This window comes from Actinoallomurus spadix (genome assembly GCF_024055725.1).
Taxonomy (GTDB): Bacteria; Actinomycetota; Actinomycetes; order Streptosporangiales; family Streptosporangiaceae; genus Actinoallomurus; species Actinoallomurus spadix.
On the sequence record NZ_JAMXMX010000005.1, the window covers coordinates 61,256 to 87,089 of the forward strand.

At 71.1% G+C, this 25,834-nt stretch carries 22 protein-coding genes; 8 read left to right on the forward strand and 14 right to left on the reverse strand.

The window, feature by feature from the left end; genetic code table 11:
- Positions 1 to 6 precede the first annotated feature (6 nt).
- A complete protein-coding gene (locus NE235_RS08130; RefSeq protein WP_252800351.1) occupies positions 7 to 3,252 on the forward strand; it encodes a TIM-barrel domain-containing protein in 3,246 nt (1,081 codons plus the stop codon).
- Positions 3,253 to 3,428: 176 nt separating this feature from the next.
- Positions 3,429 to 3,563 (forward strand): hypothetical protein, encoded by a 135-nt coding sequence (locus NE235_RS37240; RefSeq protein WP_289848348.1) that lies wholly within the window; start codon positions 3,429 to 3,431, stop codon positions 3,561 to 3,563.
- A 315-nt stretch (positions 3,564 to 3,878) separates the two neighbouring features.
- On the opposite strand, the gene NE235_RS08135 is transcribed toward NE235_RS37240, so the two are convergent.
- The 6 genes from NE235_RS08135 to NE235_RS08160 all read right to left on the reverse strand — a co-directional run bounded on the left by NE235_RS08135 (position 3,879) and on the right by NE235_RS08160 (position 10,157).
- Entirely contained in the window at positions 3,879 to 4,880 is a 1,002-nt protein-coding gene (locus tag NE235_RS08135) for a LacI family DNA-binding transcriptional regulator (RefSeq protein ID WP_252800352.1), read from the reverse strand.
- Positions 4,881 to 4,983: 103 nt separating this feature from the next.
- Positions 4,984 to 5,751: an SGNH/GDSL hydrolase family protein gene (locus NE235_RS08140; protein ID WP_252800353.1), complete on the reverse strand. Its 768-nt coding sequence runs from the start codon at positions 5,749 to 5,751 to the stop codon at positions 4,984 to 4,986.
- 44 nt (positions 5,752 to 5,795) lie between these two features.
- On the reverse strand, positions 5,796 to 6,356 hold the full coding sequence (locus tag NE235_RS08145; RefSeq protein ID WP_252800354.1) for a GTP-binding protein: 561 nt from the start codon (positions 6,354 to 6,356) through the stop codon (positions 5,796 to 5,798).
- A gap of 19 nt (positions 6,357 to 6,375) precedes the next feature.
- On the reverse strand, positions 6,376 to 6,825 hold the full coding sequence (locus NE235_RS08150; RefSeq protein ID WP_252800355.1) for a DUF742 domain-containing protein: 450 nt from the start codon (positions 6,823 to 6,825) through the stop codon (positions 6,376 to 6,378).
- Positions 6,826 to 6,828: 3 nt separating this feature from the next.
- Positions 6,829 to 7,200, reverse strand: a complete 372-nt coding sequence (locus tag NE235_RS08155; protein ID WP_252800356.1) for a roadblock/LC7 domain-containing protein — start codon at positions 7,198 to 7,200, stop codon at positions 6,829 to 6,831.
- A gap of 26 nt (positions 7,201 to 7,226) precedes the next feature.
- Entirely contained in the window at positions 7,227 to 10,157 is a 2,931-nt protein-coding gene (locus NE235_RS08160) for a sensor histidine kinase (RefSeq protein ID WP_252800357.1), read from the reverse strand.
- A gap of 573 nt (positions 10,158 to 10,730) precedes the next feature.
- Here NE235_RS08160 and NE235_RS08165 point away from each other — a divergent pair.
- From NE235_RS08165 to NE235_RS08190, 6 genes are all read left to right on the forward strand, one after another.
- Positions 10,731 to 11,516 (forward strand): ABC transporter permease, encoded by a 786-nt coding sequence (locus NE235_RS08165; protein ID WP_252800358.1) that lies wholly within the window; start codon positions 10,731 to 10,733, stop codon positions 11,514 to 11,516.
- Positions 11,513 to 12,373 (forward strand): ABC transporter permease, encoded by an 861-nt coding sequence (locus NE235_RS08170; RefSeq protein WP_252800359.1) that lies wholly within the window; start codon positions 11,513 to 11,515, stop codon positions 12,371 to 12,373. Before NE235_RS08165 ends, NE235_RS08170 begins: the two co-directional genes overlap by 4 nt.
- 267 nt (positions 12,374 to 12,640) lie before the next feature.
- On the forward strand, positions 12,641 to 13,606 hold the full coding sequence (locus tag NE235_RS08175; RefSeq protein WP_252800360.1) for an ABC transporter substrate-binding protein: 966 nt from the start codon (positions 12,641 to 12,643) through the stop codon (positions 13,604 to 13,606).
- Positions 13,607 to 13,740: 134 nt separating this feature from the next.
- Complete coding sequence (locus NE235_RS08180) at positions 13,741 to 14,805, forward strand: amidohydrolase family protein (RefSeq protein WP_252800361.1); 1,065 nt, start codon at positions 13,741 to 13,743, stop codon at positions 14,803 to 14,805.
- 109 nt (positions 14,806 to 14,914) lie between these two features.
- A complete protein-coding gene (locus NE235_RS08185; RefSeq protein WP_252800362.1) occupies positions 14,915 to 15,688 on the forward strand; it encodes an ABC transporter ATP-binding protein in 774 nt (257 codons plus the stop codon).
- Positions 15,689 to 15,804: 116 nt separating this feature from the next.
- Positions 15,805 to 17,088: a flavin-dependent oxidoreductase gene (locus NE235_RS08190; protein WP_252800363.1), complete on the forward strand. Its 1,284-nt coding sequence runs from the start codon at positions 15,805 to 15,807 to the stop codon at positions 17,086 to 17,088.
- 54 nt (positions 17,089 to 17,142) lie between these two features.
- On the opposite strand, the gene NE235_RS08195 is transcribed toward NE235_RS08190, so the two are convergent.
- The 8 genes from NE235_RS08195 to NE235_RS08230 form a co-directional block, all read right to left on the reverse strand.
- Positions 17,143 to 18,768, reverse strand: coding sequence for a bifunctional 3'-5' exonuclease/DNA polymerase (locus NE235_RS08195; RefSeq protein WP_252800364.1), 1,626 nt, complete (start codon positions 18,766 to 18,768; stop codon positions 17,143 to 17,145).
- 124 nt (positions 18,769 to 18,892) lie between these two features.
- A complete protein-coding gene (locus tag NE235_RS08200) occupies positions 18,893 to 19,417 on the reverse strand; it encodes a DUF4234 domain-containing protein (RefSeq protein ID WP_252800365.1) in 525 nt (174 codons plus the stop codon).
- Between the two features lie 100 nt (positions 19,418 to 19,517).
- Positions 19,518 to 21,014, reverse strand: coding sequence for a metallophosphoesterase family protein (locus NE235_RS08205; protein ID WP_252800366.1), 1,497 nt, complete (start codon positions 21,012 to 21,014; stop codon positions 19,518 to 19,520).
- Positions 21,015 to 21,156: 142 nt separating this feature from the next.
- Positions 21,157 to 21,675, reverse strand: coding sequence for a hypothetical protein (locus NE235_RS08210; RefSeq protein WP_252800367.1), 519 nt, complete (start codon positions 21,673 to 21,675; stop codon positions 21,157 to 21,159).
- 130 nt (positions 21,676 to 21,805) lie between these two features.
- Positions 21,806 to 22,198, reverse strand: coding sequence for a YccF domain-containing protein (locus NE235_RS08215; RefSeq protein WP_252800368.1), 393 nt, complete (start codon positions 22,196 to 22,198; stop codon positions 21,806 to 21,808).
- Positions 22,199 to 22,290: 92 nt separating this feature from the next.
- Positions 22,291 to 23,196 (reverse strand): DUF11 domain-containing protein, encoded by a 906-nt coding sequence (locus tag NE235_RS08220; protein WP_252800369.1) that lies wholly within the window; start codon positions 23,194 to 23,196, stop codon positions 22,291 to 22,293.
- 80 nt (positions 23,197 to 23,276) lie between these two features.
- Complete coding sequence (locus NE235_RS08225) at positions 23,277 to 24,164, reverse strand: diacylglycerol/lipid kinase family protein (protein ID WP_252800370.1); 888 nt, start codon at positions 24,162 to 24,164, stop codon at positions 23,277 to 23,279.
- A gap of 97 nt (positions 24,165 to 24,261) precedes the next feature.
- A complete protein-coding gene (locus tag NE235_RS08230; RefSeq protein WP_252800871.1) occupies positions 24,262 to 25,830 on the reverse strand; it encodes an FAD-binding oxidoreductase in 1,569 nt (522 codons plus the stop codon).
- Positions 25,831 to 25,834: the final 4 nt, after the last annotated feature.

Consider the following 25,834-nt stretch of genomic DNA (forward strand, 5'->3'; position numbering starts at 1 on the left):
CAATCCGTGAGCCTCCTCTCTCATGGGCGTAATGCCGCATTTCGCCGGCGGCGCACGCATCGACGTGCCGGACCCGGATCCAAGACCATCAAAGCCACTCTCGCGCTGGCCGGCGTCGCCGGCCTCGTGGTCACCGGCTCTCCCCCCGCGACCGCGGCCGCGCCCGGGCAACGGGCCGACAGGCACGCCGTCCGGTCGGGCGACGCCCGCTTCGAGGTCCTCTCCCCCACGCTGATCCGGATGGAGTACGCCGGCGACGGCGCCTTCACCGACGCCGCGACGTTCAACGCGGTGGGACGGGACGGCTTCGGGCGGACGCAGTTCACCAAGAAGGTCTCGGACGGCTGGCTGACCATCGACACCGGGCCGGTGAAGCTGCGGTACAAGGTCGGCTCCGGCCCGTTCACCGCGGACAACGTCTCCGTACAGGTGCGCGCCGCCGGCCAGAAGGTGATCGCGCACCCGGCCTTCCCCGGCGCGGTCACCTGCGCCACCGACACCCTCTGCGAGGCGGAGCGGGGCCTGCTTCAGGGGGTGAGCGTCGCCTCGGACCACGCCGGGTTCACCGGCACCGGGTTCGCCGCCGGGTTCGAGAGCGTCGGCGGGTCGCTCGCCTATACGCTCGACGTGCCGAAGGACGGCGACTACGACCTGCGCCTGCGCTACGCCAACAACCAGGGCGGCGACGGTAAGACCATGACCCGTACGCTGAGCGCCGCCGTCGACGGCGGAACGCCGGCGACGCTCACGATGCCGACCACCGCGAACTGGGACACCTGGGCGTTCACCACCGCGCCGGGTCTGCACCTGACCGCCGGCCGGCACACACTCGTGGTCTCCCGTGCCGCGAGCGACTCGGGCGACGTGAACGTCGACAGCCTGGCGCTGACGGCACCCGGCGCGCCGTACCCGACGACGGCGCCGTCGGCCGACTGCGACTACGGCACCGTGTGCGAGGCCGAGGCCGGCGCGCTCGCCGGCGGGGCGAAGCTCGCCGCCGACCACAACGGCCACTCCGGTGAGGGGTTCGCCGCCGGGCTGGAGCGGGCCGGCGCGTCCGACACCGTCACGATCCAGAACGTCCCCGCCAACGGCTCGTACGGGCTGCAGGTCCGCTACTCGAACGGCGGCGGAACCTCCCGGACGATCTCGACCGCGGTGAACGGCGGAACGGCCACGACGGCGAACCTCGCGCCGACCGCCGACTGGGACAGCTGGTCGACGGCGGTCATCCCGGTGACCCTGACCAAGGGCACCGACACGATCGCGCTCGGCTGCCCGACGGCGGACAGCTGCCACGTCAACCTCGACACCGTCGCGGTCGCCCCGGCCTCCTCGGCGATCCTGCCGGCGCACAGCCCGCTCGGGGGGTACCGGCGCGGCCTCGACGGCGTCAACGGCAGCGCGGTCACCACGCCCGGCCTGCTGTACCGCGACGGGTGGTACCTGCTCGACGACACGCCCTCGGCCATCTTCGACCCGGACACCCGCACGGTCCACGCGCGGCCCGGCCACGACGGCAAGCCCTACCAGGACGGCTACCTGTTCGGCTACGGCCAGGACTACAAGCAGGGTCTCACGGACCTGAAGACGCTGACCGGACCGTCGGAGCTGCTGCCCCGGTGGGCCTACGGCATCTGGTTCTCCGAGTACTACGACTTCACCGCCGCCGCCTACCAGAACGACCTCCTGCCGAAGTTCCGCTCGGAGGGCGTCCCCTTGGACGTCCTGGTCACCGACACGGACTACAAGGCGCCCACCGACTGGAACGGCTGGGAGATCGACACCAACAGGTTCCCGGACCCGGCGGCGTTCTTCGCCTGGGAGCACGCGCAGGGACTACACAGCGCGCTGAACATCCACCCGAGCATCGCGAGTGGCGACCCGGCCTACGCCCAGGCGCAGGCCACGGCCAAGAACAAGCTGGCCGTCTCCGGCTGCGGAGCGCCCTCCGGACAGACCTGCCACACGTTCGACTGGGGCGACCCGGACCAGCTCGCCGCCTACTTCGACCTGCACAAGAAGATGGAACAGCAGGGCAACGACCTGTGGTGGCTGGACTGGTGCTGTGATGGCTCCCAGTCCTCGCTGGCCGGCGTCACGCCCGACGCGTGGATCAACCAGCAGTACGCCGACGACACCGCCAAGCGCGTCGGCCGCGGGTTCGCCTTCTCCCGGGCGTACAGCTCCCTCCAGGCCTCGGGCTACAGCGGTCAGGCCCCGGTGCCGACCGGTCCGTGGGCGGACAAGCGCACGACGGTGCACTTCACCGGAGACACCGCATCGAGCTGGGACACCCTGAAGTTCGAGGTCGGCTACACGCCGGGTGAGTCCGCCGCAACCGGCCTGTCTGCGGTCAGCCACGACATCGGCGGGTTCAACGGCCCGTCCCATCTCGCCGACGACCTGTACGTGCGCTGGGTGCAGATGGCGGCCTTCCAGCCGATCCTGCGGTTGCACAGCAACCACAGTGACCGGCTGCCGTGGCAGTACGGCGACCAGGCCCGCACCGCGGCGGAGAAGTTCCTGAACCTCCGCGAGAACCTCGTTCCCTACACCTACACACTGGCCAAGGAGGCCACCGACACCGGCGTGCCCGTCGTCCGGGCGACGTACCTGGAGTACCCGGACGAGCAGGGCGCCTACGACGCGGCGGCCCGGGAGTACTTCTACGGCTCGAACGTGCTGGTGGCTCCGGCCACCTCGTCCGGAACGACGGCGACCACGTCGGTCTGGTTCCCGCCGGGACAGTGGACCGACTACTTCACCGGCAAGACCTACACGGGCCCGGGCACCCAGAACGTCACGACGGACTGGAACTCGATGCCGGTGTTCATCAAGGCCGGCGGAATCCTGCCGACCCGGACGGACACCGTGTCGAACGACGAGCAGAACCCGCTGACCAAGGTCACGGTGAACGTCGCCGGCGGCACCGACGGCGTGTTCCGGCTGTACGAGGACGACGGTCACTCCACCGACCCGAACGCCTCGGCGACCACCACCATCCGCTACACCGAGCGTGACGGTGGCCACAGCCTGCGCATCGCACCCTCGCAGGGCAGGTTCACCGGCCAGGTCACGAAACGGCAGTGGACCGTCGTGTTCCACGCCGCGACCAAGCCGGCGGCCGTCCAGGTCGACGGCGAACCGGCACCCCAGGGGAGCTGGACGTACGACGGTGGCAAGGGGACTCTGACGGTCACCCTCCCCGCCCGCACGACCCACGCCGGAACGACGGTCGACTACCGCTGACCCGGCTCAGTTGATCATCGGCGCCCGCCGCCTCCCCCGAGGCGGCGGGCGCCGGTGTGTTCCGTCCGTGACCGACCCCTGCGGGGTAGGAACCCCGTCCTGTCAGGGGAGGCGCACGGGCCGGCGCGCGGGCGATCGTGGATCCGTCCCACCCGCCGTCACCCGGAGATGCCCCATTGAGCGGGAAACTGAAGATGAAGCTGTTGATGATCGCCGCCCTGACGGCGCTGATCGCCGGAGCCATGCTGGCCACGGGATCGGGCGGGCCCGAGTCCGCGGCCGGCCGGCAGACCGCCGAGGGCACGCGATGACCGCCGTCGGCGTACGGACCGGGCGGGCGGATGCGTCCGGCGGGACCCGGGGGCCGGTGCCGCGCTGGGCCGACCGGGCTCGGCCGGGGATCCGGAGATGCCGCACGGTGCCAAGCTCGTGATCATCGATCTCTGCTATGCGCCGCTCATCGCCTGGGGGCCGCTGCTGGCGGCCGTCACCGTGGCGTACGCCGTCCGTCGCCGGCGCCACGGCTGACCGGGGGCCGGTGAGGCGTCGGCGCGAGAACCCCGGCCGTCCCGCCGGGGATCTCGCGCCGACCGGCTTGAAGGGAGACGGCGGTGCACCTTCCTTGGTCAGATCGGCGGCGACTCCCCCGAGCCACGGACGATGAGGCGGGTCGGCAGTAGCACGCGCTGCGGCGGCAGGTCCTCGCCGTTCATGCGACGGCACAGCAGTTCGGCGGCGCGGCGGCCCATCTCGGCCGGGTAGTGCGCCACGACGGTGACGGGAGTGGCCAGCATGTCGGCCAGTTCGAAGTCGTCGAAGCCGACGAGGGCCGTTCTCGTCCCGGCCGCCTGAATGGCGCGCAGCGCGCCGATGGTCAGCCGGTTGTTGCCGGCGAACACGGCGGTCGGCGGGTCGCCCAGAGCCAGCAGCTCGGCCGTCGCGGCCTCCGCCCCGGCGACGTCGTGCGGGCCGAGACGCACCAGCGACTCGTCGACCGGGATGCCGTGGGCCTGGAGTGCCTCGTCGTAGCCCCGGCGGCGTTCGCGTGCGGTGAAGATACCGGGCAGGTCGGCGAGGCAGGCGATGCGGCGGTGCCCGTGCGCGATGAGGTGCTCGACGGCGGACCGGGCCCCGCCGACGTTGTCGATCAGGACGACGTCGGCGCGGATGGCCTCCTCGGGTGGGCGGTCCATGAAGACCGCCGCGGTCCCCATGTTCAGCTCGGGGATCAGGTAGCGGTGGTCGGCGGCGGAGGGCACCACGAGGAGCCCGTCGACGCGACGCTCGCACAGGGAGCGGATGAGGTGCCGCTCGCGGGCCGGGTCCTCGTCGGAGCAGCCGGAGATGACGAACAGGTCGTGGAGGCGCGCGACCTCCTCCACGCCGCGGGCGATCTGCGAGTAGAAGGGGTTGGCGACGTCCTTGATCACCAGGCCGAGGCTGCGGGTGCGCTTTCCGCCGCGCAGGGCGCGCGCGATGTCGTTGCGCCGGAACCCCAGCGCCGAGATGGCGTCGTTCACCTTCTCCGCGGTGTCCGGGCGGACGCCCACCTCGCCGTTGACGACGCGGGACACGGTCTTGAGGCTCACCCCGGCGTGCCGCGCGACGTCCCGCATGGTCGGACGCATGCGCCCCCTTCGCTCCAGCCTCGGTCCACTAAGACGACAACGTTGTCATCTCATCCCCGGGAGCGCTCGTCAAGAGTACCGCCCGGGAAAGGCCACGAGTTGATCAAAAGGGCAGCAGATCCGGCCGCTTGGCGGCGATCTCGTCGCCCGACGACCGGCCCTGCAGGCGCCGCTGGATCCACGGCAGGAGATACGTGCGGGCCCACTGGAGGTCGGCCCTGCGGGAGGTCAGCCAGTCGACGGGCGGCGCGGGCGGCCACGGGTCGCGCCAGTCGCCCGTCACGGGAACGCCCAGCGCCTCGCAGGCGGCGAAACCGACCCGGCGGTGCCCCTCCGGGGACAGGTGCAGCCGGTCCTCGGCCCACGCCCGGGGGTCGAGGAGCTGCCGCATCGACCACAGGTCGACGAGGCGGCAGTCGTGCCGGTCCGCGATCGCGCGCAGGTGCAGGTTGAACATGGCCGCCCTGCCGCGGATCCGGCGCAGGACCGGCACGCCTCCGGGATCGAAACCGGTGAAGATCAGCACGTCGGCACCGGTGGCGCGCAGGCGGCGTACGGCGTTGTCGAACACCACGGCGAGCGCGTCCGGGTCGGCTCCGGGGCGGAGCAGGTCGTTGCCCCCGCCCGCGAACGTGATCAGCTCGGGCCGCAGTTCGATCGCGCGGGGCACCTGCTCGTCGACGATCTGGCGCAGCAGCCTGCCGCGTACGGCGAGGTTGGCATACCGGAGTTCCGGCCCGGCGGCGGCGAGATGCTCGGCGAGCCGGTCGGCCCAGCCGCGGTACCCCGCGGCCGGGGCCGGGTCTTCCAGTCCCTCCGTGAAGCTGTCGCCGATGGCGACATAGGAGGTGTACGTCGAGGATTCAGTCACGTCCGACCATGATGCAACACGCGGTCATCGGGCCGTCAACCGGGTCAGTGATTGATGGGCACGCCCCTCGCGCGCATGGCCAGCGCGTGCTCGACGAGGGTGATCAGCGTCGTCTTGGTCGACTCGCGGTTCCGGGCGTCACAGGTGACGATCGGAACGTGCTGCCCGATCGTCAGCGCCTCGCGCACGTCCTCGATGCCGTGGTTGTACACGCCGTCGAAGCCGTTGATGCCGACGACGAACGGCAGGCCGGACTCCTCGAAGTAGTCGACCGCCGGGAAGGCGTCGGCCAGCCGGCGGGTGTCGACGAGCACCACCGCGCCGATCGCGCCCTTCACCAGGTCGTCCCACATGAACCAGAACCGGTGCTGACCGGGCGTCCCGAACAGGTACAGGATGAGTTCCTGGTCGAGGCTGACCCGGCCGAAGTCCATGGCCACGGTCGTGGTCGTCTTGTCCGGCGTGGCGGAAAGGTCGTCGACCCCGGTGCTGGCCGATGTCATCACGGCCTCGGTCGTCAGCGGCATGATCTCTGAGACCGAGCCGACGAAGGTCGTCTTCCCGACGCCGAAGCCACCCCCGACGATGATCTTTACGGAGGTCATCCCGGGCGAAGCGCCCGGGCTAGAGCTTGCGAAGTCCAACGAGAACCCTTTCCAGCAGCTGGAGGTCGGGCTGCCCCTCGGTGAAGGGGGACTGGTGCACGCGTACCAGGCCTTCGTGCGCCATGTCAGCGATGAGCACGCGCGCGACGCCGAGCGGCAGCCTCAGCAGCGCCGACACCTCCGCCACCGAACGCCAGTTCCGGCACAGATCGATGATGGCTTTGTATTCAGGAGTGAGGGTCGTGATGTCCCGGCGGGGATACGGCGCCGCCGAGATCAACGCCTCGATGGGCAGGTCGTACCTCGGTTTAGTACGCCCGCCGGTGACGGCGTACGGCCGCACCAGCGAACTGCCCTGTCCCGCGTCCGGGGGCTGCGGGGGCGGCCCCGGTGGCGGGTTGTGGTGCGGTCCGGACCCCGGCCCGTGGTACCCGCCGAAGTCCCGGTTGCCGTACCGGCCCCCGTCCACGGCTTAACCGATCCCTGGTTCCGCGCGCAACGCCGGAGTGAGCACCCGGCCGACGCGCTCGACGAGCAGTGCCATCTCGTAGGCCACCAATCCCATGTCGCAGTCGGGCGCGGCCAGGACGCCGAGCACCGATCCGTCACTGATCGCCATCACGAACAGCAGGCCGCGCTCCATCTCCACCAGGGTCTGGGTGACCGCCCCGCCCTCGAAGATTCGCGCCGCGCCCTGCGTGAGGCTCGTCAACCCGGAGGCGATCGCGGCGAGCTGGTCGACGCGGTCGGCCGGGAAGCCTTCGGAATACGCCATCGGCAGGCCGTCGGAGGACACCACGACCGCGTGCGCGACGCGAGGGACGCGCTCGACGAATGTGGTCACCAGCCAACTGAGATCCTGGCGGCTGTTCACTGGTTCTCCCGTTCATCATCTTCGGGCCGGATCGCGGCGCGACCCCTGCGTACGCCCTGCTGGAAGCTGGAGAAACGGTTCCGTACCGTTTCGGCCTCCGGCGGCTGGAAGGCCGGCCGGGCCGGAGGCTGGATCGGTTGCTGCATCGACTGCTGAGGCTGCGGTGCCGGCCTCGCCGAGGCGATCGACCCGGGGATCCGGTTACTGCCCGGCACCCGTTTCGGCAGCCCTGCCGCGGTCTTCCCACCCACCGCGGGGGCCCGCACCGTCTCCGCCGCCCGGAACCCCTCGTCTGCGGGCGAGGACCACTCCGGCGGAGGAGTCGACTCAGATCTAGCCATTGATCCTGTCTTGCGGCGTTGGAACCATTCCGACTGCATTGCCTCGAAGATAGGGGAACGTCCTCCGTTCTGGTCTCCCAAACGACCTTCCTCGCGCATCGAACCGGTCGCCGGCGGCTGAGTCGACTGCCGCGCCGGCGGGAACGGGGGGTTCTGCGGCCGGGACGGACGCGCCGGAGGCGGTGCGCCGCCCGGAGTCCCCGCCCGGCCGGGGGCCGACGAGGCGGCGCCTCTGCCCGGAGGCGAGGTGTTCGCCTGCTTCCGCTTGGGGAGGGGCGCGCCCTGCGGGCCCCGGGGCTGCTCGGACTGGCCGTACGCCGGTTCGGCCGGCTCGGCCGGACGCCGTTCGGGCTCCCGCCGGCCGCCCCAGACCGGCTCCGCCGGCTCCGGCTCGTCCCAGACCGGCTCCGCCTGCCTGCGCAGTGGCTCGGCGGGGCTCCGCGGCGACTCGAAGGGGCTCGTGGGCGGCTCGGCCTCCATCGGCGCGGGTTCGAAGGCGGTACGCCCCGTCTCGGGAACGGCGCGGGCGGGTTCCCACGGCGTGTCGGGGACCGGCGCCGGAGCGACCGGCTCGGCGCCGCGCGCCAGCTGCCCGTGGACGGCGGGCGCCTCCACCGAGGACGCCCGGCGGGGGGCCGCCTCCACCGGCGAGTCGAGACGGCGGGGCGTCGGCGGGTTGCCGTCCTGGATGGCGTTGGCCGGCAGGATGACGAAGGCGGTCAGGCCGCCCGACAGGGCGGCGCGCAGCTCGACGCGGATGCCGTGGCGCTGGGCCAGCCGACCGACCACGAACAGGCCCATCCGGCGGGAGATCGAGACGTCGATGGTCGGCGGGTTGGCCAGTTTCCAGTTGGCCTCTTCCAGCTCCTGCGGTGACATGCCGACGCCGTTGTCGGAAATCTGGAGCATCGCGCCACCGCCGCTGAGCAGATGACCCGACACCGCGACCTTGGTGTGCTCGGGCGAGAACGACGTGGCGTTCTCCACCAGCTCGGCCGTCAGGTGCACGAGGTCGTTGACGACCCGGCCGATGACCGAGACGTCGTCCTGGATCCGCAGGGTGACCCGTTCGTACTGCTCCACCTCGGACAGCGAGGCCCGGACGATGTCGACCAGGGCGACCGGCTTGTTCCAGCGGCGGGTCTGCTCCTGGCCACCGAGGACCAGAAGGTTCTCCCCGTTACGGCGCATACGGGTCGCCAGGTGGTCGAGCTTGAACAGCGACTCCAGCCGGGCGGCGTCCTGCTCGCTCTGCTCCAGGTCCTCGATCAGCCGCAACTGGCGCTCGATCAGCGACTGGCTGCGGCGGGACAGGTTGACGAACATCGCGTTGACGTTGCTCCTCAGCAACGCCTCGTTGGACGCCAGGCGCACCGCCTCGCGGTGGACCTCGTCGAAGGACCGGGCGACCTCACCGATCTCGTCGGTGGTGTGCACGTCGATCGGCTCGACGTGGAGCGGCTCGTTGCCCGCGTCGGGTTCGCGCAGTCGGCGGACCATCTCGGGCAGACGGTTGCTCGCCACGTCCAGCGCGCCGGCCCTCAGCGTTCGCAGCGGGCGCACCATCGAACGGGCCACGATGACGGTCGCCATGAGGACCAGGATCAAGACCAAGAACAGCAGAGAGGTGTCGATGACGGCACCACGCTGGGCCGTCTTCTTGTGCTTCCCGCTGACAGAGAGGATATGGCTGGCGATGTTCTGCTCGACCGTGTTCATCCGGTCCAGGCGGTTCGTCATGTCGTCGAACCACCGCCGGGTGTCCTGGGGGCCAAGCGGCTTCAACTTGAGCGCCCGTGAGTCCTGGGCGACTCTTATCGCCTGCAGGCGTGTGTACTCGGAGCGGTCGATCTCCGGGCTGGTCACCGTGTCCTCGTACAGCTGGCGCTCGTTGACGGTCGCCGACACGTCGAACGTGCTCAACGCGCTGTCCCGCTCGGCACGCGCCGATTGGAGCGCCTGAAGCTCGACCGGCTCGAACCGCCCGGAGTTCAGCGCCGCCGTGAGAAGAGCCCGCTCACGCGAGGACGCCTCCTTGGCGCGGGACAGCGCCCCGAGGGCCCGCACCGCCTCGGATACGTCGGTCTCCGTGCTGCCCTGGGCGATCCGGTCGTCGAGGTCGAAGAGCTCGGAGATCAACTGCGAGTACTTGCTGATGCCGGGCAGCGCGGGAAGACCAGGCTGGGCGGTGATCTGCCGCAGCGCCGGAAGGGAGTTGAGGCGGATGAGCAGGTTCTGCACTCCCGCGCGCACGGGCGGCGAATATCCCGCGTCGATGCCACGGGCCTTCGCCCTGACCGCCAAGGCCGCGCTGTCCGTCGTCCGCTGACGTTGCCGCAGCTCCGCGAGCACAGCCGCGTCCGACGAGGTCTCATAGAAGGCGGTCATGTCCCGCTCGTCCGCGAGCGCCTGGGCGAAGACGGTCACCTTCTGGCCCAAGCCGGCGAGGTGCTCGATCCTTGCGAAGACGGTAGCGTCACCGAGCGCGCTCGAGACCCGCAGGCCGGCCAGCAGGACGGCGACTGCCGTGGGAATGGCGATCAGCGCGACCAGGCGCACGGGCACACGCCAGTTACGCAGACTCATTCGCCGCCATCGAGAATGCCGGGTCGTGGCCGCGTTGGCGCTGTCTGGGGGTGGCGTGACCACCGGACCTCGATCCAGGCCACTTGACGTCGCTGTCTGCACTGCCCTCCTCTGCCTCCCCCTCGTATTGGGTGGGTACAAGATTGCCCTCGCACCCGCGAACCGGAACAGAACATACACCGCGCATTGACCCCGAATGCGGTTGTCAGCGTTATTCGGCTCGCAATGTTGCACGCCCGGCCACAACTCCGCCCCCTCGCCAGGTGTCTCGCGACGGGCTCCTACTCTGGTCCCTCGTCTTCCAGATCGCTAGACTCCCCTGCCTTGGGAGCTGAAGGTGAGTCGGCGATGCATCACCCTTCACTCCGGGTAGTTATCGCGTTGCGAAAAGTCAATTCGCCGATGGCGGCGAAACAGACGCACGTAAGGGAGAGCCTGCCATTACACGTCGATTCTCCGAGGGGTCTCTTCGTCGCCGCACGCGGGCAGCACGTTTGCCGGGAGTGCTCATTGACTGATTTCCCTGCCGACACTCTGGCCTCCGAACCGCGTTCGGAGGCCAGAGTTCGAATATTGCCACGTCGCAGCGGACGCGTCGTGCGCGGGCTGATCGGCGTCTTCGTCCTGTTCCTGGCCGGGGAGGTTCTCGGCCGCACCGGCCTGGTGGACCGCTCCTACCTTCCGCCGTCGTCCGTCGTCCTGGTCCACGCCGGCCGCCTTCTGGTCAACGCCGACTTCCTGCGCGACGTCCTGTTCACCCTCGGCGGGTGGTCGTCGGGCTTGGTCATAGCGGTCGTCATCGCGGTACCCGCCGGCCTCGTGATCGGCAGCGTGCCGATCGTGAACTCCGCCGCCCGGGTCCTCGTCGAGTTCCTGCGGCCGATCCCCGCGGTCGCGCTGGCCCCGCTGGTGGTGTTGTTCATCGCCAGCCAGAGCGAGATGGAGCGCACCCTGGCGGCGTACGCCGCGATGTGGCCGATCCTGATGAACACCATCTATGGTGTCGGGGACGTCGATCCGGTCGCCCGCGACATGGCACGCTGCTTCGGCCTGCGTCCGAGCGCGGTGCTGCTCCGGATCGCGCTGCCGAGTGTCGCCCCGTTCGTGGCGACCGGAGTACGCCTGGCCTCCTCGGTGGCCCTCATTGTGACGATCAGCACCGAACTGATCTACGGAAGCGGAGGCGGCGGGCTCGGCCAGTACATCTTCGCCGCCAGTGGGGATCCCGATGGCACGCCTGACGTCTTCGCGGCGGTGGCGATCACAGGCGCGCTCGGCCTGGCCTTGGACCTTCTGCTCACCCGAGGGGAACGCCGCGCCTTCCGATGGCACTTCGACCGGTTGGGGAAGAACGGATGAGCGCTGCGGCCACCGGTATCCGAACGTCCCTGCCCCAACGGCGCCGACTCCGTAAGGCGCTCACCGGGACCGCGCTGCGCTGGTCGGTGTTCGCCGTCGCGGTCGGCCTCTGGCAGCTCGCCACTCGCACGGTCGTCCCCGAGGACTACCAGATCTACTTCCCCCCACCCACCACGATCGGCGACCAGCTGTACCGGACCTGGTTCTCCGGCCCGGCCTCGCACGCCTTCCTTACGGCGACGGCGACCCACGACCTGTTGCCCAGTCTGGCCCGCCTGCTCGGTGCCTGGGCGGTGTCAGCGGTGGTCGGAATCGTTCTCGGTGTGTCCCTGGGCCGGTCGGAACACGCCGTCGAATACGTCGAGCCGCTCATACACTTCGGCCGGTCCATCCCCGCCACCACGGTCATCCCGGTGTTCATCGTGCTGTTCAAGTTCAGCACCGCGATGCGGGTGTCGGTGATCGTGTTCGGCGTGATCTGGACGATCCTCATCTACGCCCTCGAAGGCGCGCGGTCGGTTGAACCCCTCCAGCTCGATCTCGCCCGGGTGTTCAAGCTGGGCCGGTTGCGCCGGCTTTCCCTCATCGTCGTCCCCGCCGCCGCCCCCAAGATCTTCGCCGGCCTGCGCATCAGCCTGTCGTTGTCGATCATCTTGATGACGACCTCCGAGCTGGTCGGCGCCTCCAACGGGATCGGATTCTTCCTGGCGAACGCCAAAAAGACCTTCGCGTTGCCCGAGATGTGGTCCGCGATCGTGTTGCTCGGCATCCTGGGATACGTCCTCAACAGCGCATTGTTGCAGGTCGAGCGGCGAATTATGGGATGGCATCGCAACACCCGGCGAATCGAAGACTGACGGTCGCCGGACACCAAACCTCGGCAGGCTACTCAAGATTGCGATACATATATCACTCTCAGTAATCCAAGGAATCGGACCGGTTCATTGAGAACGGCAGCCCGACACCTCCACTTGTATCATCCTTTCTCAGTCTCCTATCATTCTCCGCGACGCGGGCGTCCCCGATGATTGCGCCCGCAACGGGACATGATAGTCACAGTCTCCGCCCTCGGACGATTCCTGAGCCGACGCTCCACGTCGTCCAGCCTCAACAGAGGAGTTGAAGTGAAAACGCGCCGCCAGATATTCGCGACGGCCGCCGTCGCGTTGATGGCCCTGTTCGCCGCCGCATGCAGCGGGTCGAATGCAGCAGAGAAAAAAGATTCAGGAGGGCTGGAGAAGAAGAACATCAAGGTAGGCGTTCTGCCGACGTGGGATGCGGCCGCCGTCTACCTGGCCATCAAGAAGGGCTACTTCACGGCCGAGGGTCTTAATGTGACCCCGGTGACCATGGCCAACCCCGAAGAGGCCATCTCCAAGAATGTGTCGGGCGCGGTCGACTTCGCACACAACGGCTACGTCTCACCGACGATGGCGTCGAACCGGGGCCTCAAGCTGCGCATCATCATTGATGGCGCTCAGGCGAAGTCCAACATGTACGTCGTCGTGACTCCGAAGAAGACTTCGATCCACTCCCCGAAGGACCTCGCCGGCAAGAAGATCGGCATGACCACCAGCAAAGGCCTGCCGGCGCTGCTTACGAGTGCGGCCCTGCAGCTTGCCGGGGTCGACACTAAGTCGGTGCAGTTTGTGGACGTCCCATATACCAACATGGGAGCCGCCCTGCAGAACGGATCCATCGACGCCGCCTTCGCGACCGACCCGTTCCTCACCCGCTTCGAGCAGACCCTCGGCGCTCGCGTCGTGCTGGACACGATCAACGGACCGACCGCCGATTTCCCGATCGGTTGCTACCACACCTCGGAGCGATTCGCGAAGCAGAATCCCAAGACGGTCGCCGCGTTCCAGCGGGCCATGGCCAAGGCTCAAACCCTGGCCGCCACCGACCGCAACGAGGTGGCGCAGGTGTTGCCCACCTACATCAAGGGACTGACACCGCAGGCCGCTCAGACGATCACCATCGGTACGTTCCCCACCTCGTTGAACAAGAGCCGGGCGCAGCGGGTCGCGGACTTCATGCTCCAGCAGCACGTGCTCACCACCCATTTCGACGCGTCGACCCTCGAGTGACGGCTGACGGCCTGACCGCTCGCTGACCGTAGGGGCGGCGGGCAGCGTGACCACACGCCGCTCGCCGCCCCGCGCCGACGCGTCGGCAAAATCGGTGTGGACCATTCCACGCCGGGAAAGGATTCACGGAGGACATGACCACCGAACCGTCCACGCCACCGCGTATCGGCGGAGAGGCCGGCTACAAGCGCATCGCCACTGAGGAGGCCTTCGCGCCCCCAGAGCTGATCACGCTGTGGCGCGAGATGCTCGAAAGCGGCGGCGACCTTGATCCAGGCTTCGTCAGCCTGGTCGGTTACTTCTACACTCACAGCAGCGAGCGGGCCAGGACGACGCGTGAACGTCTCCAGGACCTCGGCGAGCGTCGGCTGGCCGACATGGACGCGGCCGGTATCGACCGCCAGATCATCTCACTCACCGCGCCGGGTGTTCAGATACTCGACGCCGACCGGGCAGTGGCCATGGCCACCCTGGCGAACGACCGGCTCGCCGAGGCATGCGGTCGTCATCCCGACCGATTCACCGGCCTGACCGCCGTCGCCCCTCAGGATCCCGACGCCTCCGCTAAAGAGATCGAACGCGGAGCCGGGCTGGGTCTCAAGGGTGTGATCATCAACTCGCACACACACGGTGAGTATCTCGACGACCAGAAGTTCTGGCCCATTCTGGAGGCGGCCGAGGCACTCGACGCACCTGTCTACCTGCATCCGACGGCTCCGCCCCGCACGATGATCAAGCCGCTCCTGGAGGCGGGGCTGGACGGGGCGATGTTCGGGTTCGGCGTCGAGACCGGGATGCACGCGCTCCGCATGATCACCTCTGGGGTCTTCGACCGGTTCCCGCGCCTGAAGCTGGTCCTCGGTCACCTCGGTGAGGCACTGCCGTTCTGGCTCTACCGCGTGGACTTCATCCATGCCGCGACGGTCCGCTCGCAACGGTATGCGGCCATCCGCCCCCTCGCCCGGAAGCCTAGCGACTACATGCGCGAGAACGTCTGGGTCACCACCAGCGGAAACGCCTGGGAGCCGGCGATCATGTTCTGCCGTGAGGTCCTGGGCTCCGACCGCGTGCTCTACGCGATGGACTACCCGTACCAATACGAGGTCGACGAGGTCATCGCGCAGGATCGCCTGCCAATGGACGACGCGGATAAGAAGGCGTTCTTCCAGACCAACGCGGAGCGGTTGTTCGGACTGTGACCGTTGTCGTCGACGTTCAGCGAGATCGTACGGGTGCGGATCGCCCTAGTACTGATCTTGCTCATTTTGTCGGCCGACCCGGCGTCGGCCCGCTCTCAGAGGACCTTTGATGCTCGAAGTGAAGAACCTCTCCCACGCATACGCCGAAGCAGCCACGAAAGTACTCGAGAACATCGACCTCAAGGTCGACTCGGGCGAGCTCGTAAGCATCGTGGGTCCCTCCGGCTGTGGCAAGTCCACTCTGCTGCGGACCATCGCCGGACTGATCCGCCCGACCAGCGGGCAGATCAGGCTCGGCGGCACCCTGGTCCAGGATGTGCCGGACAACCTCGCCGTCGTCTTCCAGGACTACTCCCGGTCACTGCTGCCCTGGATGTCGGTCCGCGACAACGTCGCGTTCCCGCTCCGAGGGCGTGGCATGGACCGCAAGGCTCGGCGAGCGGCCGCAGAGGAGGCGCTGGACGCCGTAGGGCTCTCCTACGCGGCCCGTAAGTACCCCTGGCAGCTCTCCGGCGGGATGCAGCAACGGGTGGCGATCGCACGCGCTATCGCCTACCGGCCGGCGCTGCTGCTGATGGACGAGCCGTTCGGGTCGGTGGACGCCCAGACCCGCGAGGAGCTCGAGGACCTCGTGCTGAGCGTCCGGGCGAACCAGGAGATGACCATCTTGCTCGTCACCCACGACATCGACGAGAGTGTCTACGTCGGCGACCGCGTCGTGGTGCTGGGCCGTCACCCCGGCCGAGTCATTGGCGACGTCGCCGTCGCCCTGCCCGGGAACCACGACCAGATCACCACGCGGGAGTTGCCGGAGTTCGTTCACCTCCGTGCCGAGATCGGCCGGCTGGTACGCCAGGCCGCGGAGGCCAACCCCGCGGCGTGACCGGTCGCTGACGACGGCCTCGGCCGTGGACTTGTGTGAACGCGGGCGGTCGGCCGTAGGGACCCATGCGCTCGCGGACCTCGTGTCCGACCACTCTTTCCAGGAGGGACGCTGTCGTGGACGTGCTGATCGTGGGCGGGGGCATCGCCGGCCTCACTGCCGCACTCGCGCTGCACAAGGCGGGTTTCGGCGTACGCGTCGTGGAGGCGGCACCCCGGCTGGGGCCGCTTGGTGTGGGCATCAACCTGCAACCGCACGCCGTACGGGAGCTGACCGAGCTCGGGCTCGCCGAGGCGCTGGAGGCCAGCGGGATCCAGACCCGCGAGATGATCACGATGGACCGGTTCGGCAACCGGATCGCCGTTCATCCACGCGGCCGCCACGCGGGGTATGCCTGGCCGCAGTACTCCATCCACCGCGGCGAGCTGCAGATGCTGCTCCTCGACGCGGTGCGCCGACGGCTCGGTGGCGATGCCGTACGGACCGCGCTCTCCTTCGAGACCTACGGTGAGGACTCCGAGGGGATCGAGGCGCGGCTGCGCGACCGTGCGAGCGGTGAGGCCGTCACCCTGCGCGCGGACGTGCTGGTGGGCGCGGACGGCATCTTCTCCGCCGTCCGGCGGCTACTGCACCCGGACGAGGGCGAGCCCCTGTGGAACGGTGTCCGCGTATGGCGTGGCGTCACCGAGGTCGACGAGTTCCTGACCGGCGACACCATGCTGGTCATGGGCTCCCACAATGTGGGGCGCATGGTCCTGTACCCCATCTCCAGGACGGCGGCCGAGCGTGGTCGCTGCCTGGTCAATTGGGTGGCGGAGTTTCGCGTCTCCTCGGATCCTCAGGGCGAGGACGCTTCGGCGAACTGGACTCGCGAGGGCCGGTTGGAGGACGTGCTCCCCTACTACGCCGACTGGCGCCACGACGGTTTCGACGTGCCCGAACTGCTGGCGAATTCCCAGTCCATCCTCGACTACCCCATGGTCGACCGCGACCCGTTGCCCTTCTGGGGCCGGGGCCGGGTGACGCTGGCGGGGGACGCCGCCCACCCGATGTACCCGGTGGGCTCCAACGGCGGCTCGCAGGCGATCCTGGACGCCCGGGTCCTCGCCCGGGAACTCGCCTCCTCGGCGACGGACCCGCAGGCCGGGCTCCGGTCGTACGAGGAGATCCGCCGCCCCGAGGCCAACGCGGTGGCGATGGCCTGCCGGAACATGCCGCTGGACCGGATGCTCGACCTGATCGCCGAGCGCGCGCCCGAGGGATTCGCCCGGATCGAGGACGTTCTCGACGCCGAGGAGGTCGCCAGTGTGCGGGGAATCTGGAAACAGACCACCGACCTGGACGCCGAGGCCCTGAACAAGCGGGAGTCGTGGGATCCGATCAGGCCGATCGCCGGCTGACCCCGGCATGTCCCCGGCCGTGTGGGCCTCACTTCGCCCGTGACCAGGCGAGCCTCACTTCGCGTCCGCGTAGCACTCGACCGCGACGGCCTCCATCGGGAACCGGACCGAAGTGTCGCCGAACACCAGCCGGCGCGCCTCCGCCGCCGAATCCCGGACCGCGGCGATCATCGCCCCGGCCAGATCCTGAGGGGCGTGCACGATCACCTCGTCGTGCTGGAAGAAGACGAGCCGTGGGGCGGCGTCGCCGGAGCCCAGCGCGTTCAACCTCCGGCGCAGCGCCGCCAGGAGAACGAGCGCCCAGTCGGCGGCGCTGGCCTGGACGACGAAATTGCGGGTGAACCGGCCACGGCTGCGCACCGCGGATCCGCCGCCGTCCTGGACGGCGAGGTCGCGCCACTCCTGTGACGGCGGCGGACACGTACGGCCCAGCCGTGACCGCACCACGCGCCCCGTCTCCCCCGCGCGGGCCGCCGCCTCCACGTAGTCGTAGGCGGCGGGGAACCGGCGGCGCATCACCGCCAGCAGCTGCGGCGCCTCGCCGCTCGTCCCGCCGTACATGGCGGACAGCAGCGCGATCTTGGCCTTGTCGCGGGCGCCGCCGAAGACGCCCGCGAGCGCGGAGTACAGGTCGTTCTCCCCCGCCGCGGCGGCGAACGCCTCGTCCCCGGCGAGCGCGGCCAGCACCCGTGGCTCCAGCTGCGCGGCGTCGGCGACCACGAGGCACCATCCCGGATCGGCGACGACCGCGCGCCGCAGCACCTTCGGGATCTGCAGCGCTCCCCCGCCGTTCGTGGCCCAGCGCCCGGACACGACGCCGCCGACGACGTACTCCGGGTGGAACCGGCCGTCGCGCACCCAGGTGTCGAGCCAGGACCAGCCGTGCGCGACGTAGAGCCGGGCGAGTTCCTTGTACTCCAGCAGCAACCGGGCGGCCGGATGCTCGACCTGCCGCAGCACGTGCGACCGCGTCGAGGAGATCCGCACGCCCGCCTGCGCGAACGCCTTGACGATCTGCGACGGCGAGTCCGGGTTGATCCGGCGGCCCAGCGCCTCGCCGATCCGGTCGGCGAGGCGCGGCAGCCCGCGCGGCCGCAGGCCCGGGGCCGGACGGGGGCCCATGAGGTCGGTGAGCAGCGCGTCGTGGACGTCGGCGCGCCAGGGCAGGCCGTCGTGGCCCATCTCCGCGGCCGCCAGCGCGCCCGCCGACTCGGCGGCGGCGAGCATCCGCAGGCCGGTCGCGGCGACCCGGCGCTGCTGCTCGGCGTGGACGGCGACGACCGCGTCGATGTCGTCCGACGGGCCCTCGTCGAACAGCGTCGGCAGGTCGCCCGCGCCGACGGGGTCCTCAGGGACGGGACCTCCCCGCAGGCGGGCCAGGGCCGCCGCGACGGATCGCGGCTCGCCGAAGCGGCCCGCGTGCCCGAGCAGGAGCGTCTCGGTCAGCTCGAGGTCGTGGCAGCGCGCCACCCGCACCCCGGCTCCGAGCAGGCGCGGATAGAGGCCGGCGGTCGAGGACCACACCCAGCGGACGCCGCCGGACGGGGACGCCGTGGCCTCCTGCCGGGCGATGGCGGCGACGAGGTCGGCGACCGGCTCGGCCGGTCCGGCGGGGGTGCCGTCCTCCGCGACCGGCCGCAGCACCCCGCCCTCACCCACCGCGCCGGCTGCGATCCGCATGAGCCGATTCTGCCCGGCCCCACCGACGTTCCGAGCGGGCGGATGCCCGCAGCTGAACCGGGCGGATGCGCGCGAATGAAGAAGGAAGGCCCCGTGACCAGGGCCTTCCTCCGAGATTTCTGCGTCAGGCCGCGAGGGGGACCTGGGCGCCCGCGGGCGCGCCCTCGTAGCGGTCGACGACCTTGTTCAGCTCGATCTGGTAGTAGAGCACGCCGAAGCCGAAGAAGCCGAGGATGAAGCCGAGGCCGCCGCTGCAGGTGGGCTGGAGGCCGGCGGCCTGCTGGGCGTTACGGATGTGCCCGGCCAGCTTGACCCACTGGATGAGCGGCCAGATGCCCAGCGTGATCCACCCGAACAGCATCGAGCACAGCGCCGCGGCGGCGCTGACCGGACGCCGGCGGTCGAAGTTCGCCAGCTCCGCGTGCACCGAGTAGTACCAGACCAGGCCGTAGATGCCGAGGGTGATGAGCGGCAGGCCCAGCCACGCGCCGAGCGGGTTCCGGCGCTTCATCTGGATGCCCATGAGGGCCGGCTGCCCGTGCTGGGCGGGCACCATCTGCCCGGGGTCCTGCGGGTAGCCGGGCTGCCCCTGGTACTGCGGCGTCGCCCCCGCGTACTGCTGGTGCTGCTGAGGGTAGGGGTTGCTCATTAAGGCCTCTCCTGAGGTCGGGGGTGCGGCAGGGCGAAAGCCGCCGTTCGTGCATCAGTCAGACGCCGGACAGGGCGGAACGGTTCACACGGGAGAACCGTTATCTCCGGAAATCGAGCGTCAGTTCGTCTTCGAGCGGCGGGTCCAGCTCGTGTTCCCGGCATCCGGTCGCCGCGAAGCAGCGGATCCGCAGACCATCCGGGGTGACGTCGAGGCGAAGGAAGCTCTTGAACAGAGGCGGCCGATCACAGTCGGACACCGGGGAGAGGAACCGCTGATAGATGCGCCGGACCGGGAGGCGCAGGCGGGACCGTCGATGCGGCCGCGACGGCACGCCGAGCAGCGACGCGACGATCCTGCAACGCAACGTCACCGCCGCCCGGGTAGGGCGCCGCGGCGGTATCCCGAGCCGCTGCTCGATCACCGCGGCCGCCTCGTCCTCGGTGAGCTCGAAGAACCGCCGCAGCCGGAGCCTCCTGCCGTACAGCCTGCCGTAGAAGGCGAGGCAGTCGCCGCGCATGGGGTAACAGCGGAACTCGTCCTCCGTGACGCCGCCCACCGTCACCCTCGGAATCGTGTGGGTCGCGTGCATGAAGGCGCCGCCGCCGCCCGCCACGATGTACTGGATCACGCGGTCCCCCACCCGCACCGGATACCGCTGGTAGTTGTGGATGTCCCCGCCGATCGCCGCGACATAGTTGCAGGCGGGGTCGCGGACGATCTCGTCCACGGTCCCGCCGCCCGCGATCGGGCAGGGGTGCGCCGCGTCGTCGACGTACAGCGGCTTGCCCGTGATGAGGATCTTCGGCCTCGGCCCCTGGGACACGCGCCGCAGCCACGCGCCCTGGTCGGCGTCGATGCCGCCGAGGATGCCCGTGTCGATCCCGATGAGGCGCAGCGGGCCGGCGTCCATCATCCAGTACGGTCCCGGCTGCACCGCCCGCTGTCCCGGCGCGCCCCGCAGGACCTCCGCCGCGGCGAGACGCTCCTCGTCGGCGACCTCGGGTTCCTTCCAGAACAGCCGCCGCCACCACGCGGCCGAGAACGTCCTGGGCCGGCCGTCGGGGGACAGCGGGGGCGCGCCGCAGAAGACGCGCATGAATCCGCCGAGGCCGTCGTACCAGTCGTGGTTGCCGGGCACGGCGTAGATCGGGGCGTGGTAGCCCTGATAGGGGCGGAAGAACTTCGCGGGGTAGTCGTTCACGCTCCCCGTCGGGTAGATCACGTCGCTCGCGATGACCGCGAACCGGGTGCCCTCGGCGATCCGCTCGAAGCCCGGCACCACGGCGTACTGGGAGTCGTCCCCCTCCCCCGTGTCCCCAAGGATCATGAAGGAGAAGGAGTCCGGGTCGTCGCGCTCGATCGCGAGGTCCGGCGCGGCGCCACGCGCCGCCTGCTCGCGGACCCAGCGCGCCCGCTCGTCGTCGGTCGGGTCGCCGAACCACCGGGCGAGGACGTCGTTGCGGGCCCGCCACAGCGTCGCGGGGCTCACCCAGGACAGGGCGCGGACCCGGCTCGGCATGAGGGAGGTGTACGTTCCCGGCTCCCGGCACGTCCAGCCGGCACCGGCCGCGGAGTCGCGGGAAGAGGGGGGCACCGGGGCACCGTAGCAGTGAAGATCACGCATCGCCGCCGGTTCGGCGCATTCCGGCCAGGGCTCCCGCAGTGCCGTCGGCGACGCCCTCGCGAGGCGCCGTCCGGGCGCCCGCGCGGGAGCACGGCGGGGCTTCGAGCAGCCCCTACGCCCCGGTGTGGCCCGGCGGCCGGGGCTGCTCGAACCGCTCGCGCGGCGGCGGCTCGTCGCCCGCCGGATACGGCTCGGGCCGGTCGTACGGCGCGGGGGGCCGGGACTCGTGGTGACCCGGCGGCCGCGGTTCGTACGACGCGGGAGGCCGTGGCCCGGTCTCCGCCGGACCGGGGTCGTACCGGTCCGCGGACCGCGGTTCGTCCCGCCCGGCCGGCGGGGGTTCGAACTCCCCGGCGAGCGGAGGGTCGTACCGGCCGGCGGGCGGGGGTTCGTACTGGCCGGTCTGCGGCAGCGGCGGCCGGGTCTCCGGCGCGGCGCTGAGCAGCGCCTCGGCCAGCACGGCGATCTGGTCCGACGGGAGCCGGAACGTCCCCTGGCACACGCCGCCGTTCCAGATGCTCAGCACGACGACCCCGGCGTCCGGATGGCGGCTGAGCCGCAGCGCACGGTCCGCTCCCCGCGAGTCGAAGAACACGTCGCCCTGCCTGGGCAACGGCGTGGCCGCTGACATGGGGCAAGTGTGTCCCCGGGGTCCGCCGGCTGTCCAGCCCGCGGCCGAAGAGGATGATCTTTCTCACCCGGGCCTTCGTCCCCAGGCACCCGGCCGCGCGCCGGTGACCGGCCCCGGCCCTACCGCTCGCTCACGCGAACGCGCGCGGGTCGCCGGTGGAGACGATCTCGCGCCCCAGCGGCAGCAGCGACACCGGAATGAGCTTGAAGTTCGCGATGCCGAGCGGGATCCCGATGATCGTGATGCACAGCGCGATCCCGGTGAACAGGTGACCGATGGCCAGCCACAGCCCGGCGACGACGAACCAGATGACGTTGCCGATCGCCGACATCACGCCGGCGTCGCCTCGCCGCACCACCGTCTTGCCGAACGGCCAGAGCGCGTACGCCGCGATGCGGAAGGAGGCGATCCCGAAGGGGATCGTGATGATGAGGACGCAGCAGACGATCCCGGCCAGGACGTAGCCGATCGCCAGCCACAGCCCCGCGAGGAGCAACCAGATGATGTTGAGGATGGTCCGCATGTTCCCTGTTTCTTCCCGACCGGTGACGCCTCGTTCGCAGAGTCAGACGCTCTGTCAGGCGCGGTGGTTCCCGGGCATCGGGGCGCCGCGCGTCACCGAGGGCGGATCAGGGTGGAGACCTGGGCCGTGTCGTCGCCGGGAACCGGATCGGGCACGCCGCCGGCCGCGGCGATCCGGCCACGCGCGACGAGCTCACCGCGGGCGTCCGGCAGCACCCGGACGTCGAACCGCGCGGCCAGCGACCGGCCGGGCTCGAGCCGGCGCACCACCAGCGCCGCCTCCCGCGCGCCGGTGTACCCGTCGACGCCGGTGGGCAGCCACGCCCCGGTCCGTACGGTCCCGGGCGGCAGCGCGCTGCGCACCGTGACCGGGCCGGGCGTCCCGGGCCCGTGGTTGGTCAGGCGCACCGCGTACGAGAAGCGGCCGCCGGGCCGGACGGTGGGCGGCGCGACGATGGACAGCTCCAGGTCGGCCGGGCGCGCCGGCCCCTCACCGGAGGGCCGGTCGGCCGGGAACCGCCATGGCCGGTCTGCCGGAAACCGCGCGGACCGGTCGGCCGGTTCCTTCGGCGGCGGCTCCGCCGGGAGGACCGACGGGGTCCCGGCCGGGGACGGCGACGGCGTGGACGACGGGTTCCGCGCCGGCGCGGCCTGGTGCGCGGCGGCCGGGCCCGCACCGCGCCGCGCCGTCCGGCCGGGGGCCGGGCGCGCGGGCCGGCGGCCGTACGGGGCGGCGAGAGGGCCGTGGGCCATCGTCTGGGCCGACGGCGCCGGCCGTGGCGTCCGGCCCGGGCCGGGAGCGGCGGTGCCGCGGACGGCCCGGCGCTCCGGCTCGGCCCCGTCCGGATACGTCCTCGGAAAGCGGTGCCCCACGCGGGCCCAGGGGACGTACCGCGCCGGCAGTCCCCCAGCGGGCCGCCCGTCCTGCCGGGAAGCCAGGGCCGCCAGCACCGGCAGGCCCAGCGCGATGCCCGCCACCGCGGCCAGCGCGTGTTTCACAGTGATCGCCCCCGAAGTCACGGCACACCCGGGACCGTATCGCCGTCGCCCCCTGAGGCCGGTAAACCGCGCGCCAAGTGTCAGGCCGGATCGGCGATCACGTTGAGCGCGCCGGGCAGCACGCGCGCCGTCGCCGGCAGGTCGCCCAGCAGCTCGCCGTCGGCTCCGTACGGGATGTCCCGGTCGGCCTCGACCCGCACTTCACGGCCCCGCAGCACCTCGACCACCGGCCGGTGGACGTGCGTGCCCTTCGGCAGTTCCCGCATGACGGCGAAGAACAGGCGCTTCGGCGCGTGCCGGATGATGACGACGTCGAGGAGCCCGTCGTCGACCGCCGCGCCGGGCGCGATGTGCAGGCCGTAGCCGTAGAACCCGGAGTTCGCGACGACGACCGTGTAGCCCCGCTCCTCGTGGAGCTCGCCGTCCACGGTGACGCGGTAGGAGACCGGCCGCCAGGTCGCGATGGCGCGCAGCGGGCCGAGGTAGTACGCGAGCGGGCCGGGCAGGCGGGTGAGCCGGTTGATGTGGACGTTCGCCACGGAGTCGACCCCGGCGTACACGCTGCCCGCGACGACGCGCGAACCGCCGTCCGGCGTGGTCACCTCGATCGCGTCGATCCGCCGCGGCTCGGCCTCCAGCAGCAGGGCGGCGAGCCGGTCCGGCTCCTCCGGCAGGCCGAGCTGGCGGGCGAAGTCGTTGCCCCGGCCCGCCGGCAGGATGCCGAGCACGCCGTCCGTGCCGGCGAGGGCCCCGGCCAGCCCGCCGACCATGCCGTCGCCGCCCGCGGCGACGACCGTGTGGCCCTTGTCCGCCGCGGTCCGCGCGAGTTCGGCCGCGTGCTCGAGGCTGCGGCTGTACTCCACGGTCATCTCCGCGCCGGCCTCGCGCAGCAACCGCGCCAGCGGGATGAGCCGGGCGGCCGCGTCGCCACCGGCGGCCGGGTTCACCACGGCGGTGAACGAACGCATCCTGAGCACCCTTCTTTCCGGTACCGCGAGTCCGGCCCCGCGCACGGCGGCCGTGTCCTCGACCGGATCGTACGGGTCCTGCGCCGGATCGTACGGGTCATCCGGCGGCGGGCGGGATGAGCACGCCGGGGTTGAGGACGCCGGCGGGGTCGAGCCGGTCCTTGACGGCACGCAGGATCTCGACGCCGAGCGGGCCGATCTCGTCGGCGAGCCGGTCCCGGTGGTCGGTGCCGACGCCGTGGTGATGGGTGATCGTTCCGCCGGCTCCGATGATCGCGTCGCTCACGGCGGCCTTCGCGCGCCGCCACCGCCCGACGGGGTCGTCGCCCTGGGCGGTGACCACCGTGAAGTACAGCGACGCCCCGTCCCGGTAGACGTGCGAGATATGGCACATGACCAGCGAGGACGGCAGTTCGCGGGACAGTGTCAGCCGGACGGCGTCGGCGAGCCGCGGCACCGCCGACCAGAACGCGGCGGTCTCCAGCGTCTCGGCGAAGGCGCCGGCGTCGAGGAGGGCGTCGCGGAGGTAGGGCGCGGAGAACCGGCCCGCGGCCCAGCTCTCCCCCGGAGCGTCGCCGAGCGGCTCACCGCCGCAGGCGGTCAGGACGGCGTGCGTGCCGGCGCGGCGCGCCGCCACGTCCTCCCGGCGGCCCTCGTAGCCGCAGACCGCCAGGCAGCCGTCGCCGCTCGCCGCGCCGATCTCGCCGGGCCGGGCCAGGCCGATCATCGTCTCGGTCTCGTCGGAGAGCCGGAGCACGGTCGGCAGCGGCCCGTCCTGGGCCAGGGCCCGCACGGCGGCGGTGCCCTCCGCGAACGTCGGGAACCGCCAGCCTTCGTACCGGCGTGTCTCCGGGAGCGGGCGGATCCGGGCGGTGACGTCCGTGATCACGCCGAAGGCGCCCTCGGAGCCGAGCACCAGTTCCCGCAGGTCGGGGCCTGCCGCGGACTTCGGGGCCCGGCCGAGCGTCAGGGTGCCGCGCGGCGTGGCGACGGTCAGCGCGGCGACCATCTCGTCGAACCGGCCGTAGCCCGCCGACGCCTGGCCGGAGGACCGCGTGGCGGCGAATCCGCCGATCGTCGCCCATTCGTACGACTGGGGGTAGTGGCCGAGCGTGAACCCGTGCTCGGCCAGCAGCGCCTCGGCGCGCGGGGCGCGCAGACCGGCCTGGAGGGTCGCGGTCCGCGCGACGGCGTCGAGCGCGGTGATCCGGTCCAGGCGGCGCAGGTCGAGCGCCACGACGCCGGCGAACCCGTCCCCCGCCGCGGTGAGGCCGCCGACGACCGAGGTCCCGCCGCCGAAGGGGACGACGGCGACGCGCTCGCGGGAGCACCGGTCCAGGACGGCGAGGACCTCCTCGTGGCCGGCGGGGAGCACGACGGCGTCCGGGGCGGCGCTCGCGTCGCCCGCGCGGAGGCGCAGCAGGTCCGGCGTCGACTTCCCCCGCGTGTGCCGGATCCGCGTCTCGTCGTCGGTCAGCACGCCGCCGGGACCGACGATCTCCGTCAGCGCCCGCACGGCGGGGGCCGGCGGGGGCGGCGCCACCTCCGCGAGCGGCACGGACGGGACGGGATCCGGCCGGACTCCGAGCAGCTCCCGCAGCAGCCCGACGACGGAGTCGGGCAGCCGGGTGGCCCGGTCCGGGTCTCCCCAGCCGTTCCAGCGCATCGCC

Coding starts and splice junctions, on each gene's coding strand:
- NE235_RS08185 (WP_252800362.1), top strand. CDS start 14,915: ATGCTCGAAGTGAAGAACCTCTCCCACGCATACGCCGAAGCAGCCACG.
- NE235_RS08160 (WP_252800357.1), bottom strand. CDS start 10,157: ATGAGTCTGCGTAACTGGCGTGTGCCCGTGCGCCTGGTCGCGCTGATC.
- NE235_RS08230 (WP_252800871.1), bottom strand. CDS start 25,830: ATGCGCTGGAACGGCTGGGGAGACCCGGACCGGGCCACCCGGCTGCCC.
- NE235_RS08215 (WP_252800368.1), bottom strand. CDS start 22,198: ATGCGGACCATCCTCAACATCATCTGGTTGCTCCTCGCGGGGCTGTGG.
- NE235_RS08195 (WP_252800364.1), bottom strand. CDS start 18,768: ATGCGGATCGCAGCCGGCGCGGTGGGTGAGGGCGGGGTGCTGCGGCCG.
- NE235_RS08145 (WP_252800354.1), bottom strand. CDS start 6,356: ATGACCTCCGTAAAGATCATCGTCGGGGGTGGCTTCGGCGTCGGGAAG.
- NE235_RS08180 (WP_252800361.1), top strand. CDS start 13,741: ATGACCACCGAACCGTCCACGCCACCGCGTATCGGCGGAGAGGCCGGC.
- NE235_RS08210 (WP_252800367.1), bottom strand. CDS start 21,675: ATGTCAGCGGCCACGCCGTTGCCCAGGCAGGGCGACGTGTTCTTCGAC.
- NE235_RS08200 (WP_252800365.1), bottom strand. CDS start 19,417: ATGAGCAACCCCTACCCTCAGCAGCACCAGCAGTACGCGGGGGCGACG.
- NE235_RS08135 (WP_252800352.1), bottom strand. CDS start 4,880: ATGCGTCCGACCATGCGGGACGTCGCGCGGCACGCCGGGGTGAGCCTC.
- NE235_RS08225 (WP_252800370.1), bottom strand. CDS start 24,164: ATGCGTTCGTTCACCGCCGTGGTGAACCCGGCCGCCGGTGGCGACGCG.
- NE235_RS08170 (WP_252800359.1), top strand. CDS start 11,513: ATGAGCGCTGCGGCCACCGGTATCCGAACGTCCCTGCCCCAACGGCGC.